Origin of the sequence: Enterobacter cloacae complex sp. ECL414 (assembly GCF_021869685.1) — a bacterium.
In the GTDB taxonomy this organism is placed as follows: domain Bacteria; phylum Pseudomonadota; class Gammaproteobacteria; order Enterobacterales; family Enterobacteriaceae; genus Enterobacter; species Enterobacter kobei.
The window spans coordinates 3,098,046-3,115,810 of the sequence record NZ_CP091481.1 but is presented as its reverse complement, the minus strand read 5'-3'; the positions used below and the strand labels follow the sequence as shown (position 1 = coordinate 3,115,810).

Genomic DNA, 17,765 nt, shown 5'->3' with positions numbered 1-17,765 from the left:
GGAATATGAAAGCAAGGCGTAACACGCTTTTTCAGTTTATCCTGAGGGGAACAAAAAAGGAGCGACAATGTATACCCTGACCTGGCACCCCCCTTACGACTGGCAATGGATGTTTAGCTTTCTTGGCGCCCGTGCGGTGGCGGGGGTTGAGACGGTCACGGAAAGCTATTACGAGCGCAGTTTTGCCTGTGAAGGGCGTCAGGGGATCTTCCGCGTTACGCCGGACACGCAAACCCATACGCTACAGGTCACGCTGAGCCCGGGGTTAACGCCGGTGGCCGGACTTTGCCTTGAGCGTATCGGGCGTCTGTTCGATCTTGCCTGCGATCCGCAGGACGTCCACCGGACTTTGGGCGATCTCGGCGCCGCGCGGCCAGGCCTGCGTTTGCCCGGGGCGATGGATGCCTACGAACAGGGCGTGCGGGCCATTCTGGGTCAACTGGTCAGCGTGGCGATGGCGGCTAAACTGGCTTCACGCGTTGTCGCCCTGTGCGGTGAGCCGGTCAAGGATGCGCCGGGCTATGTCTGCTTTCCCTTCCCACAAGCCCTGGCGGCTGCTGACCCGCTGGCGCTCAAAGCGCTCGGGATGCCGGTCAAACGCGCGGAATCGCTGATTCATCTGGCACAGTCGGTCGTCGACGGGACGTTTCCGCTCACGCCGCCTGAGGACGTTGAGGCAGGCATGAAGGCGTTACAACAACGGCCGGGTATTGGCCGCTGGACGGCAAATTACCTCGCCCTTCGCGGCTGGCAGGCGAAAGATGTGTTTCTTCCGGATGATTATCTGATTAAGCAACGTTTCGCCGGAATGACGCCTGCGCAAATTCGTCGCTATGCCGAGCGCTGGCAGCCGTGGCGTTCCTACGCGCTGCTGCACATCTGGTATACCGACGGCTGGGCGCCGTCAGTTGATGGCGAAATAACTGGTGTTGAGCAGTAGATCCAGCGGCTGCGGCTCGGCGATGGTGTCACCATAGATAAAATCAATGCCAATGCCGGAAAGCGTATCCATCATGATGGGCTGGTTGCAGGGGCCTGCGATGGTTCTCATCCCCAGACGCTGGGCATGGCCCTGAACGATGGTCACCATCATCTCATCCATCAGGTTGCCATAGACGTTGCTCACGACTTCGGCATCCAGCATCAGGTAATCGGCCATGTTCGGACTCAGGTGGGTGAAAATGTCCATGTCGCGGCCTATCTGGCTGAGGATCACGCGGCAGCCCGCCTGGCGAAGCTTTTGTAAACCCCGCTGCAGATTCTCATCCGAATCACACACCACGCCGGCAGGGATCACCAGATGCAGCAGACGGCCCGGCATTGGGCTTTTATCAAGAAGATCGAGAAGTTCGTCGACCAGCGTCACGCTGGCTAAACCGGCTGCCGAAAGCGGCAATGCGATCCCCATGCCTTTACTGGCGATCCTGGCGGCAGATGTCCGGAAGAAGTCGCTAAAGATGCGTCTGTCGAGGGCGTGCAGCAGTTCCGGCTCTGCCAGGCCAGAACGGAAGGCGTGTTCCTCCAGGACTTCGCCCTGGCTGGTCCACAGGCGCAGCGAAATCAGCCAGAAATTACAGCTCTCCGGTATGCGAGGGGAGGCGACGCTACGGGCTATCATCATCAGGTGATTGTCTTTGATCATGTGCCATTGTTCGTCCAGCGACATCATGCTGCGCGTGCTGTGATCCCGCTCCTGCTGCGGTTCGTAAACCGTCACGATGCCGCGCCCGCTGTTTTTCGAGGCATAACAGGCAATATCTGCCTGTGACATCACTTCTGACGCCAGGTGGTTATGTTCATCGATCAGCGTGATCCCGGCGCTGGCGCCAATTCGATGCAGGCGGCCTTCCCACATAAAGTGATAGTCGTTGATGCTATGGACCAGACGACCGGTGATATAGCGTGCGCTCTCAATATTGCAGTCCGGCAGCAACAGCCCAAACTCATCACCCCCCAGACGCGCCAGCACATCGCTGGAGCGCAGCATGGTTAACATCATGGAAGAGAGTTCCCGCAGCAGGGCATCGCCCGCCGCATGGCCTGCGGTATCATTGACGGCTTTGAAGCGGTCCAGATCGATAAAGACCAGCGCATGACGCTGCCGCGTCTCACGAACCGTTTGCAGGAGTCGTTTGAGGTGGTTTTCAAAGCTGACCCGGTTTGCCAGGTGGGTCAGGGCATCGTGCGACGCGCTGTAACTCAGCTGACGCAGCATTTTGCGCGACTCGGTGACATCCTGAATAACGATAACCGAGCCGATACTTTGTCCATCCAGCGTGCTGAGTGGCGTAATGCAGTAATGGATGTCAAACGCTCCACCCGTGCGGCAGTTCAGCACCACGTCCTGGTCGATATCTGAGCGTGACATATCCCCGCTGTGGATGTTCTCCATCAGCGGCCCTCGCTCCCCAAACGTGATGTGTAATACCTTGAGAACCGGCTGGCCGATAGCCTCGGTTTGTAGCCAGCCGCTCATCTTCTCGGCGACCGGGTTCATAAAGGTGACGTTCATGTCGATATCGGTACAGAGCACGGCTTCGCCGATGGAGTCGAGCGTGATATGCAGACGCTCTTTTTCCTGGAACAGCGCCTCGTTAAGCTGCTTAACCTCAGTCATGTCCATGTTGATGCCAAGCAAACGCTCGACTTCACCCTCTTTATTCAACACCCGGTTTGCCAGGGAGCGAATATGGCGCACGCCTTCCTTCACGCGGATACGGAATTCCAGCTTAAACGGCAGACGTGAGATCAGTGAATCCCGCAGCACCTGTTCTGCATGGGCGCGGTCTTCCGGCAGCATCGTGTCGTGCCAGAGCTGCCAGGTGGGCTTGATGTGCGGCGGGATTTCATACAGTTCGAACATCCGCTTATCCCAGCTGATGATGTCAGGCTCCAGATCCCACTCCCAGATGCCGATGCCGCCCGCTTCGTTGGCCAGCGTAATGCGCTCCATCAGGCGTTTGTTGACCCACTCGGTCTGCTTCAGGTCGTTAATGTCTTCAATCTGGGCGATAAAATAGAGCGGCGAGCCGTCGGTATGGCGCACAACGGAGACGGCAAGCAGCGCCCAGACCACTTCACCGTTGCGCGTGTAATAGCGCTTTTCAAGGGTATAGGTGTTGATGTCGCCGTTGACCAGCTGCTCCAGCTGTTCGAGGTCGGTGTGCAAATCTTCCGGCCAGGTGAGCTGCTGGAAGGTGAGTGACTGTAGTTCGGACTGGCTGTAACCGAGGAAATTGCACAGCGCTTTGTTGGCCTGTAGCCACTGCCCCTCAATGCTGACTAACGCCATCCCGATGGCGGAATACTCCATCGCATTACGAAAACGCGCTTCGCTTTCAGTGATGTGTTTGCGTTCGGCACGGAAGGCATACATCACCATGGTCATCACGTTCGCCGGGAGAAGCAGCATCAGGAACGGCAGCCAGGGCGCGTTGATCATCGGCCCTTCGTGTTGGGTGGTCAGCGCCTCAGGGTTATGGGCAATCATCAGGGACACGACCATCACGGTGACCAGAAACACCAGGAACGCTTCCATTCGCGGTAAGCGCACGGCGCTCCACATAAGCAGGACGATCACGCAGGTAAATGGCCATGGAAGCCAGGTGATGGCTGCCCAACTCAGGGCCAACGTCACGGCCATTGTGAGCAGCGTTTCCAGCAGCAGTCGCGGATCACGGTGGCGCAGCAGGTAGTGGGGTTTAAACAGTAATCCCAGCGGCACCAGTGCCAGCGCGCCAATGGATTCAGATAACACCCACACAATGAAATCGCGCAGTGGCTCAGGACCGGGAACCAGAAAAATCACCAGAATACCGCCTACCAGCGGCGGCACCAGCGCGCTGCCCATCGCCAGACGGATCCAGTCACTTAAATTTTGCAGCGGGTTATACCACGGGAGCAGTTTGCGCAGTAGTAATGCACCGACGACGGCCTCAATCACATTTATGGCGGTGTAGGTGAGGTTAATCGCCCCCCACGAGAACAACATCCACGAGGCCAGAATATTGCCGAACGAACAGGCCAGGGCAATGCCCGGCCACATTTTTCCCGCGTGGCGGTAAAACGCCACCATCATGATGGCGGTGGGGAACCAGAGCGGCGCCAGCAGGGTGCCGAAGCGGGTAAGCTCCAGCGAAAATAAGGTAAAGATAAAGGTGACCAGGCCCAGACAGACAAGTCGTAATAAAGGATGTGGGGTGGTAACCAAAACCCGCTGGTATTGTTTATTCATTACCGCTTTATCCAGAGACGCCGTGCCGTCAGGAGAGAAGTCCGTACGAGTGAATTTGATAATTTGGTTTATGCTAGTACAAACAATTTACAATTCATATGGCGACTGCTCATAATTTGACATCATAGACTTATTAAATAGTTACAGGTTAAAAAATCGCTGTGAAACGCTGAAAAAACGCGCATTAAAATTTCACTCAGGGAACAATTCACAACTTTACAGGCTGTCTCGCATTACCTGCGCTTTCGACTGGTATCACGCCCGCGAAATCCCTATAATTGCCGCGTTTGACGCTCCGGCGTCGTCCTTCCTTAACATCCAGGTTAATCAGGTCGCTAAATTTATGACTGATAAGTCTCATCAGTGCGTCATTATAGGCATCGCCGGCGCATCGGCTTCAGGTAAAAGTCTAATTGCCAGTACGCTTTATCGCGAACTGCGTGAACAAGTAGGTGATGAGCACATCGGCGTCATTCCCGAAGACAGCTATTACAAAGATCAATCCCATCTGTCGATGGAAGAGCGCGTAAAAACCAACTATGACCACCCGAATGCAATGGATCACAGTTTACTGTTCCAGCATTTAGAAGCCCTCAAAAGCGGCCAAGCGATTGAGCTGCCCGTTTACAGTTACGTAGAACACACCCGCACCCAGGAGACGATCCGCATCGAGCCGAAAAAGGTGATTATCCTTGAAGGTATCCTGCTCCTGACCGATGCTCGCCTGCGTGAATCGATGAACTTCTCGATTTTCGTCGATACCCCGCTGGATATTTGCCTGATGCGCCGCATCAAGCGAGACGTTAACGAGCGCGGCCGTTCGATGGATTCCGTCATGGCGCAATACCAGAAAACGGTCCGTCCGATGTTCCTGCAGTTTATTGAGCCCTCCAAACAATACGCCGATATCATCGTGCCGCGCGGAGGCAAAAACCGCATTGCCATTGATATCTTAAAAGCGAAAATCAGCCAGTTTTTTGAATAAGCCGCGCGAATTGTGTACCGTTCAGAGATAACCTGGTTTTACCCTGAGATGTTAAGGTCTCAGGGGTCGATGCATGAAAGGAGAAAGTGCCATGCGTCTTTGTGATCGCGATATTGAAGCCTGGCTGGATGAAGGCCGTTTGTCTATTACCCCACGTCCTCCTGTAGAGCGTATCAATGGGGTGACCGTTGATGTACGGTTGGGGAATAAATTCCGCACCTTTAGTGGCCATACTGCACCGTTCATCGACCTCAGCGGGCCGAAGGATGAAGTCAGCGCCGCGCTCGATCGCGTGATGAGTGACGAAATCGTCATTGACGAAGGTGACGCTTTTTATTTGCATCCAGGTGAACTGGCGCTGGCGGTGACGTTCGAATCCGTGACCCTGCCTGCTGATCTCGTCGGCTGGCTGGACGGCCGTTCTTCTCTGGCCCGTCTGGGGCTGATGGTGCACGTGACCGCGCACCGTATCGATCCCGGCTGGTCGGGCCGTATCGTGCTGGAGTTCTTCAACGCCGGCAAACTGCCGCTGGCGCTGCGCCCCGGCATGATGATTGGTGCGTTAAGCTTTGAACCGCTAACCGGCCCGGCAGACAGGCCTTATAACCGCCGGCAGGACGCAAAATACCGCGACCAGCAGGGTGCGGTTGCCAGCCGTATTGATAAAGACTGATCGTTAGTCCATTGAGGATGCCATGAGAAGAGTTCTGACAACGCTGATGATTTTGCTGGTCGTGCTGGTTGCTGGCCTTTCGGCGTTGGTTCTGCTGGTTAACCCTAACGATTTCCGCGCTTACATGGTGCGGCAGGTCGAGGCGCGCAGTGGTTACCAACTGAAGCTCGACGGGCCGCTACGCTGGCACGTCTGGCCACAGCTCAGCATTCTCTCTGGCCGCATGTCGTTAACGGCACCGGGCGCTGCCCAGCCGATCGTGTCTGCGGACAATATGCGTCTCGATGTGGCGCTCATCCCCCTCATTTCTCACCAGTTGCAGGTTAACCAGGTGATGCTCAAAGGGGCGGTCATTCAGCTTACCCAGCAGACTGAAGCCGTGCGCAACGCGAATGCGCCGGTTGCACCGCGTGAGAATACCTTACCGGATGAGCCGTCCGATACGGGCTGGTCCTTTGATATTGCCAAACTGAAAGTTGCCGATAGCGTGCTGGTATTCCAGCATGAGGATCAAGAGCAGGTTACGGTTCGCAATATTAATCTGCAGATGGAACAGGATGCGCACCATCTTGCGTCGCTGGAATTCAGCGGGCGAATGAATCGCGACCAGCGCGATCTGACCCTCTCGCTAAATGCCAGGGTAAATGCGTCAGACTATCCCCATCAGCTGACGGCCGATATTCAGCAGCTCAACTGGCAGCTCACGGGCGCAGATCTTCCGACCCAGGGGATCACCGGACAGGGGACGATGCAGGCCGTCTGGCGCGAAGAACAAAAACAGCTGGAGCTGGATAACCTCAACCTGCAGGCCAATGACAGCAGCCTGAAGGGGCAGGCGAGCGTCACGCTCGAAGAGAAGCCGAAGTGGGTGCTGAACCTGCAGTTTGACAAGCTCAACCTGGAAAACATCCTACCGCCGCTACCGGCTGGCACAACGGACAGCGATGCTGTGCAGACAGGACAAAGCCAGCCGCCGGTGTCGCGTCCGGTTATCTCGTCGAATCTTGATCAACCTGACTATAACGCCCTGCGCGGATTCACGGCCGATATCCTGTTGAAAGCCAACAGCCTGCGCTGGCGCGGTATGGACTTCACCGACGTGAGTGGCCAGATGTTTAACCACAACGGGTTGCTGGTGATCTCCGAGCTGAGCGGCAAAATGGGGGCAGGGCATCTTTCACTGCCTGGCACGCTGGACGTGCGTAAGGACGAAACCCGCGCGCAATTCCAGCCGCGTCTCGACAACGTTGAGATTGGTACCATCCTTAAAGCCTTTAACTATCCGATATCCCTGACAGGGCAGTTGACGCTGGCGGGGGATTTCTCAGGCACAAAAATTGATGCCGAAGCTTTCCGCCGTGAATGGCAGGGCGAGGCGCACGTGGACCTGAAAGACTCCCGTATGGAAGGTCTTAACTTCCAGCAGCTGGTACAGCAGGCAGTGGAGCGCAGCAGTGACGTCAAAGCGCAGGACAACTACGATAGCGTCACGCGCCTCGACAGTTTCTCCACGGATCTGACGCTGGATAACGGGCAACTGACGCTGGCAGCGATGCAGGGAACCTCTTCTATGCTGTCGTTGACCGGAGAAGGCTCGCTGGATCTGGTCAAAGAGACGGCGGACACGCGCTTTAACGTCCGGGTACTTTCCGGCTGGCAGGGCGAAAGTAAGCTGATTGATTTCCTGAAAGAGACGCCAGTGCCGCTTAGCGTCTATGGTAAATGGCAGGCGCTGAATTACAGCCTTCAGGTGGATCAGATCCTGCGTAAGCATCTGCAGGATGAAGCGAAACGTCGGCTTAATAGCTGGGCAGATCGTAATAAAGATTCCCAGAACGGCAAGGATGTGAAGAAACTGCTGGATAAGCTTTGATGACAGTTGTGCCGGGTGGCGGCTTCGCCTTACCCGGCCTACAAAAGCCTGACGTCGTAGGCCGGGTAAGCGCAGCGCCACCCGGCTTTTTTACACCTCAAAATCCAGTTCTTCCTCATCCCGCAGTGGAATGAGCTGCACTTTCTGCACGCGATGGTTTTCAATCTGCAGCGTTTTAAGCCGATAGTCACCCACCTGAACCTCTTCACCTGGCTGCGGGATACGCTGTAAGTATTCCATCAGCAGGCCCGCAATGGTGTGGTACTCCCGCTTTTCATCCAGCGGCAGCGGCACATACTGCACCAGGTCTTCCAGCGGCATATGGCCGTTGGCCGTCCACGAGCCGTCGGCGTTTTTCTGAATATCATGGCGGGCATCAATCTCATCCACTTCGTTTGGCAAATTGCCGGCAATGGTTTCCATCACGTCGCTGAGCGTGACCAGCCCTTCAACCGAACCAAACTCATCCACCACAAAGGCAAAGTGCGTTCGCGCATTTCGGAATTGCTCAAGGGCAGAGAGCAATTGCAATCCTTCCGGGAAGACCAGGGGCTGGCGTACCAGGGCGCGCAGATTGAGCGCCTCCCCGTGCAGCTGCTGCTGGAGCAGGTCGATAACGTGCACGACGCCCAGTAATTCTTCTTCCTCTTCACCGCCGGTCACCACCACGCGCGTGTGTTGGTTTTTATCCAGCAGGGCGCGGATGTGCTCTTCGGGGGCGGTGAGATCGATATGCTCAATGTCATGCCGGGAAGTCATGATGCTGCTGACCGTGCGCTCATTAAGGTTAAGCACTCGCTCAATCATCAGGCGCTCCTGCGGGTTAAAGATCTGCCCGTCGCTGTGATCGGCCAGCATGGCAGCAGATTCGGCGTCCAGCTCTGCATCCTCTTTTTTACCGCTCAGCAGGCGCATAACGGTGTCGGCCGTGCGCTGACGCAGGGTCTGATTAGCGGAAAGGAAGCGGCGGCGGTTAAATATCGCCAGCTGATTAAGCGCTTCAATCATGACGGAGAAACCAATGGCGGCGTACAAATAGCCTTTCGGAATGTGGAAGCCAAAACCGTCGGCCACCAGACTAAAGCCAATCATCAGCAGGAAGCTCAGGCAGAGGATCACGATGGTCGGGTGGCTGTTCACAAAGCGGGTGAGTGCCTTGCTCGCCATCACCATCAGCGTGATGGCGATAATCACCGCTGCCATCATAACGGCCAGATGGTCCACCATCCCGACGGCGGTGATCACCGAATCCAGGGAGAAGACGGCATCCAGCACCACGATTTGCGCTACCACCGGCCAGAATCTCGCGCCACGTCGCTGGGTCGGGTTCTCGCTGTCTTTACCTTCGAGCCGTTCATTGAGCTCTACCGTGGCTTTGAACAGCAGGAACAACCCGCCGAAGAGCATGATCAGATCGCGGGCGCTAAAGCTGAGGCCGTGAACGGAAAACAGCGGTTGCGTGAGTGTGACCATCCAGGAGATAGAGGCCAGCAACAGTAAACGCATCACCATCGCCAGCAGCAGGCCCGTTACGCGCGCGCGATCGCGCTGGGAAGGGGGCAGTTTTTCAGCGAGGATGGCAATAAAGACCAGATTATCAATCCCGAGCACTAATTCGATGACGACCAGCGTCACCAGCCCGGCCCAGATTGATGGATCGGCAATCCATTCCATAGTAATAGCAATACCTTCTGTTATATGACGATTGTCACACTTCGATCATGGATAAAGCCGGGGAAAATTGCAATGCCGGGCTGAGATTTCTCTTAATACGAAACGCTTAAAAGAGAGCAAACTCATCGGGGTGTAAATAAGCAAAATACGTATATTTAATTATAAAGAGAACATTTTAGGATATATCGCAGATAATGGTTTTTACTCCCGCCTTGTCAATATAAAGAAAATCCTAAAAGGTCAAAACTTTGCTCTTAATATTAATCTTAAAAACAGATATTAGGACAGTTGTCTCCTTGCCTGCTATTAGGTTAGCTGCAACAATTCTCCCAGCATCAAATGTTAAATCTTGTTGTTGCTATTTTTGTTTTGGTCTTCCGGGATGGTTATTCATTATCCGTTGGGTGTCTCACCCGGCTGATATATTTCCAGAAGGCCTTGCTCAAGAGGGTGTCTATCCATAACACATTGTTTAGTCAGTGGATTGGTAACTGAAAGCCAAGGGCGGTAGCGTGCCTGAAAGCGTGTGAATCAGCCTCGGTTATTCTGTCAATAGCCAATGGATGAATAAGCTTTTTTTAGGACTGATGCCAGTTATATTTCTATTTGATTAACTGCATGCTGAAACCCAATACGACCCAAGCTTATTTAAATTGCACAGGATAATTACTCTGCCAAAGTGATAAATAATCAATGATGAAATCCAAAATGAAATTGATGCCATTATTGGTGTCTGTGACCTTGATGAGTGGTTGCACGGTCTTTCCCGGCAGCAATATGTCAACAATGGGTAAGGATGTGATCAAGCAACAGGATGCCGATTTTGATCTCGACAAAATGGTGAATGTTTATCCACTTACGCCACGTCTGGTCGAACAATTACGCCCACGTCCGAATGTTGCTCAGCCGAATATGTCTCTGGACCAGGAAATCGCCGCTTATCAGTATCGCGTGGGGCCGGGTGACGTGATCAACGTGACCGTCTGGGATCACCCCGAACTGACCACGCCAGCGGGCCAGTATCGTAGCTCAAGCGACACCGGGAACTGGGTACAGTCAGATGGCACGATGTTCTACCCCTACATTGGTAAAGTCCATGTTGCCGGGAAAACCCTTGCCGAGATCCGGAGTGATATTACCGGCCGCTTAGCGCAGTACATCGCCGATCCGCAGGTGGACGTTAATATTGCCGCATTCCGCTCGCAAAAAGCCTACATTTCCGGCCAGGTCAATAAATCCGGCCAGCAGGCCATCACCAACGTACCGTTAACCGTTCTGGATGCCATTAACGCCGCAGGCGGGTTAACCGACGGTGCCGACTGGCGCAACGTGGTCCTGACCCACAACGGCAAAGAGCAGCGCATCTCACTGCAGGCGCTGATGCAAAACGGCGATCTGACCCAGAACCGCCTGCTCTATCCGGGCGATATTCTCTACGTACCGCGTAATGACGATCTGAAAGTCTTCGTGATGGGTGAAGTGAAGAAACAGAGCACCCTCAAAATGGACTTCAGCGGCATGACGCTGACCGAAGCGCTGGGCAATGCGGAAGGCATCGATCTGACCTCCTCCAACGCCAGCGGCATCTTCGTGATTCGCCCACTTAAGGACGACGCCAGCAACAAAGGCAAGATTGCCAACATTTACCAGCTCGATATGTCCGACGCCACCTCGCTGGTGATGGCAACGTCGTTCCGCCTCCAGCCATACGATGTGGTGTATGTCACTACCGCGCCGGTTGCCCGCTGGAACCGTCTGATCAACCAGTTGCTGCCAACCATCAGTGGCGTTCGCTACATGACGGATACGGCGCGCGACATTCATACCTGGTAATCCGCGATGTTTAACAAAATTCTGGTGGTATGCGTGGGGAACATTTGCCGTTCCCCGACGGCAGAGCGGTTGTTGAAACACTACCAGCCTGAACTGACCGTCGAGTCCGCAGGCCTTGGCGCGCTGGTCGGTAAAGCGGCCGATGAGCGCGCAACGAGCGTGGCCCGCGATCATAACCTCTCCCTTGACGGGCATATTGCCCGCCAGGTCACCGGCCGCATGTGCCGGGAATATGACCTGATCCTGGCAATGGAAAAACGCCATATTCATGCGCTATGCGATATCGCACCGGAGATGCGCGGCAAGGTGATGCTGTTTGGTCACTGGGACAATGAACGCGAAATCCCCGATCCGTATCGCAAAAGCCATGAGGCCTTCGAGGCGGTTTACACCTTACTTGACCAGTCTGCCCAACAGTGGGCGCAGGCACTGAAAGCTCAGCAGGGATAACAATGACAGAAAAAACAAGACCTTCTGCCGCCCCGACTTCGGGCAGTGATGAAATTGATATTGGTCGCCTGGTCGGCACGGTTATCGAGGCAAAGTGGTGGGTGCTTGGCATTACCGCTGTGTTTGCCGCGGCAGCCGTCGTCTACACGCTGTTCGCCACGCCTATCTACAGCGCCGACGCGCTGGTGCAGATTGAGCAAAATACCGGCAACTCGCTGGTGCAGGATATTGGCTCTGCGCTGGCGAACAAACCACCGGCATCCGACGCTGAAATTCAGCTGATTCAGTCACGTCTGGTACTGGGGAAAACGGTTCACGACCTCGGTCTCGATATCTCCGTCACCAAAAATACCTTCCCGATCTTTGGTGCCGGCTGGGATCGCCTGATGGGACGAAGCAACGATACGGTAAAGGTGACTGACTTTGTGCTGCCGAAAGGGGCGGGCGATCAAACCGTTACCCTGACGGTGCTGGGTCCGACACAGTACCAGTTGACCAGCGATGCGGGATTCAGCGCGCGCGGCGAAGTGGGCCAGATGCTGACGAAAGATGGCGTCAGCATGATGGTGAGCGCCATTCATGCCCAGGAGGGCGGCGAGTTCACCGTGACCAAATTCTCCACGCTGGGAATGATCAACAATCTGCAAAACAACCTCACCGTGACTGAAAACGGTAAGGACACCGGCGTGCTGAGCATGACCTTTACCGGTGAAGATAAAGATCAAATCCGCGACATCCTGAACAGCATCACCCGCAACTATCTTGAGCAGAACGTTGAGCGTAAGTCGGCGGAAGCGGCGAAAAGCCTGGCTTTCCTTGCTAAACAGCTCCCGGAAGTGCGGGCCCGTCTGGATGATGCCGAGAATAAACTGAACGCTTACCGTCAGGATAAAGACTCTGTTGACGTGCCGCTGGAGGCGAAGTCTGTTCTTGATTCAATGGTTAACATCGACGCCCAGCTCAACGAGCTGACCTTCAAAGAGGCGGAGATTTCCAAGCTGTACACCAAACGCCACCCGGCCTACCGGACGCTGCTGGAAAAACGTCGCACGCTTGAAGAAGAGAAGGCGAAGCTGAACGACCGCGTAACCGCGATGCCGAAAACGCAGCAGGAAATTGTACGTCTGACCCGCGACGTGGAATCTGGTCAGCAGGTGTACATGCAGCTGCTGAACAAACAGCAGGAGCTGAAAATCACCGAAGCCAGTACCGTGGGTGATGTGCGCATCGTCGACCCGGCGATTACCCAGCCGGGCGTGCTGAAGCCGAAGAAAGCGCTGATCGTTCTCGGCAGCATTATTCTCGGCCTGATGCTCTCCATTGTCGGTGTGCTGCTGCGCTCGCTGTTCAACCGCGGAATCGAAAGCCCGCAGGCGCTGGAAGAGAGTGGTATCAACGTCTATGCCAGCATCCCGCTTTCCGAGTGGCAAAAATCCCGTGACAGCGTCAAAACCATTAAAGGCGTTAAGCGATACAAACAGAGCCAGTTGCTGGCCGTGGGTAACCCGACGGACCTGGCGATTGAAGCGATACGTAGCCTGCGTACCAGCCTGCACTTCGCCATGATGCAGGCCAAAAACAACGTCCTGATGTTAACCGGTGTCAGTCCGTCAATCGGTAAGACCTTTGTCTGCGCCAACCTGGCGGCCGTCGTCAGCCAGACCAACAAACGCGTGCTGCTAATCGACTGCGATATGCGCAAGGGTTATACCCACGAGCTGCTGGGCACCAATAACGTTAACGGTCTGTCGGAAATCCTGCTGGGGCAGGGGGAGATTAGCCAGAGCGCCAAGCCGACCTCGATTCCGAGATTCGATCTGATCCCACGTGGTCAGATACCGCCTAACCCGTCGGAACTGCTGATGAGCGAACGCTTCACCCAGCTGATTGAGTGGGCGAGCAAACACTATGACCTGGTGCTGATCGATACGCCGCCGATTCTGGCCGTGACCGATGCCGCCGTGGTAGGTCGCCATGCGGGTACCACCCTGATGGTGGCACGTTACGCGGTGAACACCCTGAAAGAAGTGGAAACCAGCCTGAGCCGCTTCGAGCAGAACGGGATTGAGGTGAAAGGGGTGATCCTGAACTCCATCTTCCGCCGCGCGACCGGGTATCAGGATTACGGTTATTACGAGTACGAATATAAGTCTGACAGTAAATAACAGCCAAAACATACCCTTACACCCCTCACCCTAACCCTCTCCCCTGAGGGGAGAGGGGATTGTTCGGTGCCGCTTTCACCCTATCCCCTCAGGGGAGAGGGCCGGGGTGAGGGGTAGGAGAAAGAAATGACCACACAACGCCCTTTGATTTCTATCTATATGCCGACATGGAATCGTCAGCAGCTGGCGATCCGCGCAATCAAGTCGGTGTTACGTCAGGATTATGACAACTGGGAACTGATCATCGTGGATGACTGTTCTTCTTCGTATGAACAGCTGCAAAAATTTGTCACCGATCTCAACGACCCGCGCGTGATGTACACCCATAACCCGATTAACTCCGGGGCATGCGCGGTGCGTAACCAGGCGATTATGCAGGCCAAAGGGCAGTATTTGACCGGCATCGACGACGATGACGAATGGACCCCGAACCGACTGTCGGTCTTCCTTTCACATAAAGCACAGCTGGTGACGCATGCGTTCCTGTATGCCAACGACTATGTCTGTCAGGGTGAAGTCTATTCGCAGCCTGCCAGCCTGCCGCTGTACCCGAAATCACCCTATTCTCGCCGCCTGTTCTACAAGCGCAACATTATCGGCAATCAGGTTTTCACCTGGGCATGGCGCTTTAAGGAGTGCCTGTTCGATACCGAACTGAAAGCCGCGCAGGATTACGACATCTTCTTGCGGATGGTGGTTGAGTATGGCGAACCGTGGAAAGTGGAAGAGGCCACGCAGATCCTGCACATCAATCATGGGGAGATGCAAATTACCTCCTCGCCGAAGAAGTTCTCGGGCTACTTCCATTTTTACCGCAAGCACAAGGACAAGTTCGACCGTGCCAGCCGGAAGTATCAGCTCTTTACCCTCTATCAGATCCGCAATAAGCGCATGAACTGGCGCACGCTGCTGACGCTGCTGTCCGTCCGTAACGGCAAACGTCTGGCTGATGGACTTCGGGGGAAATAATGTTTCTTGAAGATTGCCGCGCAAACAGCTGGAGCCTGCGCCCATGCTGCATGGTCCTGGCGTACCGTATCGCGCATTTTTGTTCGGTGTGGCGCAAGAAAAACGTGCTGAACAACCTCTGGGCAGCGCCGGTTCTGGTGCTGTACCGCATTATTACTGAATGCTTTTTTGGTTATGAAATTCAGGCCGCTGCCACCATTGGCCGCCGCTTTACCATTCACCACGGCTATGCGGTGGTGATCAATAAGTTCGTGGTCGCCGGGGATGATTTCACCATTCGTCATGCGGTCACCATTGGCAACCGAGGGCCAGACAGCCTGGCCTGCCCGGTTATCGGCAATAACGTCGAGCTGGGCGCGAACGTGGTGATCATTGGTGACATTACCATCGGTAACAACGTGACGATTGGTGCGGGCAGCGTGGTGCTGGACAGCATTCCGGACAACGCGCTGGTGGTGGGAGAAAAGGCCCGCGTGAAGGTGATTAAATGAACATTCTGCAATTTAACGTCCGCCTCGCTGAAGGCGGAGCGGCAGGCGTGGCCCTGGATCTGCACCAGCGCGCACTGCAAAAAGGACTTCAGTCTCGTTTTATTTATGGCTACGGCAAAGGCGGCAAGAAAAGCGTCAGTCACGATAACTTCCCGCAGGTGCAAAAGCACACGCCGCGTCTGACCTCGATGGCCAACATTGCCTTGTTCCGCCTGTTTAACCGCGATTTGTTTGGCAACCTGAATAATCTTTATCGCACTGTGACCCGAACCACGGGCCCGGTTGTGCTGCATTTCCACGTCCTGCACAGCTACTGGCTGAATCTGGAAGAGGTGGTGGCGTTTTGTCAGAAGGTGCAGGCGCACAAGCCTGATACACGCTTCGTCTGGACGCTGCACGATCACTGGAGCGTGACCGGACGCTGCGCATTTACCGACGGCTGCGAAGGCTGGAAGGATAACTGCCAGAAATGCCCGACGTTAAGCAACTACCCGCCGGTGAAAGTGGATCGTGCTCACCAGCTGGTAACCGGCAAGCGCAAACTGTTCCGCGACATGCTCTCGCTCGGCTGCACGTTTATCTCCCCGAGCCAGCACGTGGCCGATGCCTTCAACAGCCTTTACGGGGCAGGGCGCTGCCAGATTATCAACAACGGTATCGACGTGGCGACGGAAGCCATTCTGGCGGAGCTGACGCCGGTGGCGGACACCGCGGGTAAACCGAAAATCGCCATCGTTGCGCATGACCTGCGTTACGACGGCAAAACCAACCAGCAGCTGGTGCGCGACATGATGGCGCTCGGTGACAAGATTGAACTGCATACCTTCGGCAAGTTTTCCCCGTTCGAAGGGGCGAACGTCGTGAACCACGGGTTTGAAACCGACAAGCGCAAACTGATGAGCGCGCTGAACGGCATGGATGCGCTGGTGTTCAGCTCCCGCGTGGATAACTACCCGCTGATCCTCTGCGAAGCGCTTTCCATCGGCGTGCCGGTGATTGCCACCCACAGCGATGCCGCGCGTGAAGTGCTGGAAAAGTCGGGCGGTAAAACGTTCTCGGAAGGGGAAGTGCTGCCGCTGGTGCAGATGCCGAAAGCGCAGATCGCTGAGACTGTTTTTGGCACTGACCTGGAATCGTTCCGCAACCGCAGCCGCAAGGCCTACAGTGGGCAACAGATGCTGGAGGAGTATGTCTCGTTCTATCAGAATCTGTAGTTATCTGCTGCTGCCGCTGATCTACCTGCTGGTCAACGTCAAAATTGCCCAGCTTGGCGAAAGCTTCCCGATAACCATCGTCACCTTCTTGCCCGTTCTGCTTCTGCTGTATGTCGATAAAATCAACCTGAAGAAGCTGATGATTGCCCTGGGGTTGGGCACGGGCCTGACGCTGTTTAACTACATCTTTGGCCAGTCACTGGATGCCAGTAAATACGTCACCTCCACCATGCTGTTTGTCTATATTGTCATTATTATCGGCATGGTCTGGAGTATTCGGTTTAAAACGATTTCTCCGCACAATTATCGGAAAATCCTCAGGTTCTTTTATATTGCCGTTGCGTTAATTGTTATGCTTGCTGCACTGGAAATGGCGCAAATTATTCTCACCGGTGGCAGCAGCCTGATGGAGATAATTTCGAAATATCTCATTTACAGCAACAGCTATGTATTGAACTTCATTAAGTTTGGCGGAAAGCGTACCACGGCGCTCTATTTTGAACCGGCGTTCTTCGCTCTGGCGTTAATCTCAATTTGGCTCAGCATCAAACAGTTTGGTATCAAAACACCTAAGACCGATGCTATGATTCTTGCAGGAATTGTTCTGTCTGGATCGTTCTCAGGGGTAATGACATTTATCCTGTTTTACCTGCTGGAGTGGGCGTTCCAGTACCTGAACAAAGATGCGATTAAGAAAAAACTGCCGCTGGCGATTATCTCCCTGACGGTATTTTTGGTCGGCGTGATATTTGCGTTCCCGTACATCTCAGAACGTCTGGGAGATTTGGGAACAGAAGGCTCATCGTCCTATTATCGCATCATTGGTCCGCTGGTGATGGTGGGTTATTCCTTAACCCATATTGATGGTGTAGTAAGATTCGGCTCACTTTACGAATATGTTGCATCATTCGGAATCTTTAACGGTGCGGATGTCGGTAAAACCATAGACAATGGTCTGTATCTGTTAATTATTTATTTTTCGTGGTTCGCCGTACTGTTGACGCTGTGGTATCTGTTTAAAGTTTTCAAAATGATGATTAACGCGTTTGGTGATAACCAGAACTTTCGCGTGCAACTTTATCTGTTTACACCGGTGTCGCTGTTTTTTACCGGGTCAATATTTAGCCCGGAATATGCTTTCTTGATTGTCTGTCCGTTTATTTTGCGCAAAGCGCTTAATATTACGAACGTATGACGAAATGAG

Annotated in this window: 13 protein-coding genes; 11 read left to right on the top strand and 2 right to left on the bottom strand. The window is 54.5% G+C overall.

Translation table 11 applies throughout. From position 1 onward, the window contains the following. Positions 1 to 67 precede the first annotated feature (67 nt). Positions 68 to 940 (top strand): DNA-3-methyladenine glycosylase 2, encoded by an 873-nt coding sequence (gene alkA, locus L3068_RS15015; RefSeq protein WP_117581230.1) that lies wholly within the window; start codon positions 68 to 70, stop codon positions 938 to 940. On the opposite strand, the gene L3068_RS15010 is transcribed toward alkA, so the two are convergent. Continuing rightward, positions 905 to 4,234, bottom strand: coding sequence for a diguanylate cyclase (locus L3068_RS15010; protein ID WP_117581232.1), 3,330 nt, complete (start codon positions 4,232 to 4,234; stop codon positions 905 to 907). The genes alkA and L3068_RS15010 overlap by 36 nt on opposite strands. 343 nt (positions 4,235 to 4,577) lie before the next feature. Between L3068_RS15010 and udk the strand changes: the two genes are divergently transcribed. The 3 genes from udk (at position 4,578) to asmA (ending at position 7,765) form a co-directional block, all read left to right on the top strand. Then, on the top strand, positions 4,578 to 5,219 hold the full coding sequence (gene udk / locus L3068_RS15005; protein ID WP_008500855.1) for a uridine kinase: 642 nt from the start codon (positions 4,578 to 4,580) through the stop codon (positions 5,217 to 5,219). A gap of 91 nt (positions 5,220 to 5,310) precedes the next feature. Continuing rightward, positions 5,311 to 5,892, top strand: a complete 582-nt coding sequence (gene dcd, locus L3068_RS15000; RefSeq protein ID WP_014884513.1) for a dCTP deaminase — start codon at positions 5,311 to 5,313, stop codon at positions 5,890 to 5,892. Positions 5,893 to 5,914: 22 nt separating this feature from the next. After that, entirely contained in the window at positions 5,915 to 7,765 is a 1,851-nt protein-coding gene (gene asmA / locus L3068_RS14995) for an outer membrane assembly protein AsmA (RefSeq protein WP_045281001.1), read from the top strand. Between the two features lie 90 nt (positions 7,766 to 7,855). Here asmA and L3068_RS14990 read toward each other — a convergent pair whose 3' ends face one another. After that, positions 7,856 to 9,439, bottom strand: a complete 1,584-nt coding sequence (locus L3068_RS14990) for a TerC family protein (RefSeq protein WP_023330884.1) — start codon at positions 9,437 to 9,439, stop codon at positions 7,856 to 7,858. Between the two features lie 693 nt (positions 9,440 to 10,132). Between L3068_RS14990 and L3068_RS14985 the strand changes: the two genes are divergently transcribed. From L3068_RS14985 to wcaD, 7 genes are all read left to right on the top strand, one after another. Next, positions 10,133 to 11,272: a polysaccharide export protein gene (locus tag L3068_RS14985; protein WP_014884510.1), complete on the top strand. Its 1,140-nt coding sequence runs from the start codon at positions 10,133 to 10,135 to the stop codon at positions 11,270 to 11,272. Positions 11,273 to 11,278: 6 nt separating this feature from the next. Beyond that, on the top strand, positions 11,279 to 11,722 hold the full coding sequence (wzb, locus tag L3068_RS14980; RefSeq protein WP_014884509.1) for a low molecular weight protein-tyrosine-phosphatase Wzb: 444 nt from the start codon (positions 11,279 to 11,281) through the stop codon (positions 11,720 to 11,722). 2 nt (positions 11,723 to 11,724) lie between these two features. Beyond that, entirely contained in the window at positions 11,725 to 13,887 is a 2,163-nt protein-coding gene (wzc, locus tag L3068_RS14975) for a tyrosine-protein kinase Wzc (protein WP_214602736.1), read from the top strand. Between the two features lie 126 nt (positions 13,888 to 14,013). Beyond that, positions 14,014 to 14,856, top strand: a complete 843-nt coding sequence (wcaA, locus tag L3068_RS14970; protein WP_014884507.1) for a colanic acid biosynthesis glycosyltransferase WcaA — start codon at positions 14,014 to 14,016, stop codon at positions 14,854 to 14,856. After that, complete coding sequence (wcaB, locus tag L3068_RS14965) at positions 14,856 to 15,347, top strand: colanic acid biosynthesis acetyltransferase WcaB (protein WP_014170825.1); 492 nt, start codon at positions 14,856 to 14,858, stop codon at positions 15,345 to 15,347. The genes wcaA and wcaB overlap by 1 nt, the downstream gene beginning before the upstream one ends. Then, positions 15,344 to 16,561 (top strand): colanic acid biosynthesis glycosyltransferase WcaC, encoded by a 1,218-nt coding sequence (gene wcaC / locus L3068_RS14960; RefSeq protein ID WP_014884506.1) that lies wholly within the window; start codon positions 15,344 to 15,346, stop codon positions 16,559 to 16,561. Before wcaB ends, wcaC begins: the two co-directional genes overlap by 4 nt. Further along, positions 16,536 to 17,756 (top strand): colanic acid polymerase WcaD, encoded by a 1,221-nt coding sequence (gene wcaD, locus L3068_RS14955; RefSeq protein WP_014884505.1) that lies wholly within the window; start codon positions 16,536 to 16,538, stop codon positions 17,754 to 17,756. The genes wcaC and wcaD overlap by 26 nt, the downstream gene beginning before the upstream one ends. Positions 17,757 to 17,765: the final 9 nt, after the last annotated feature.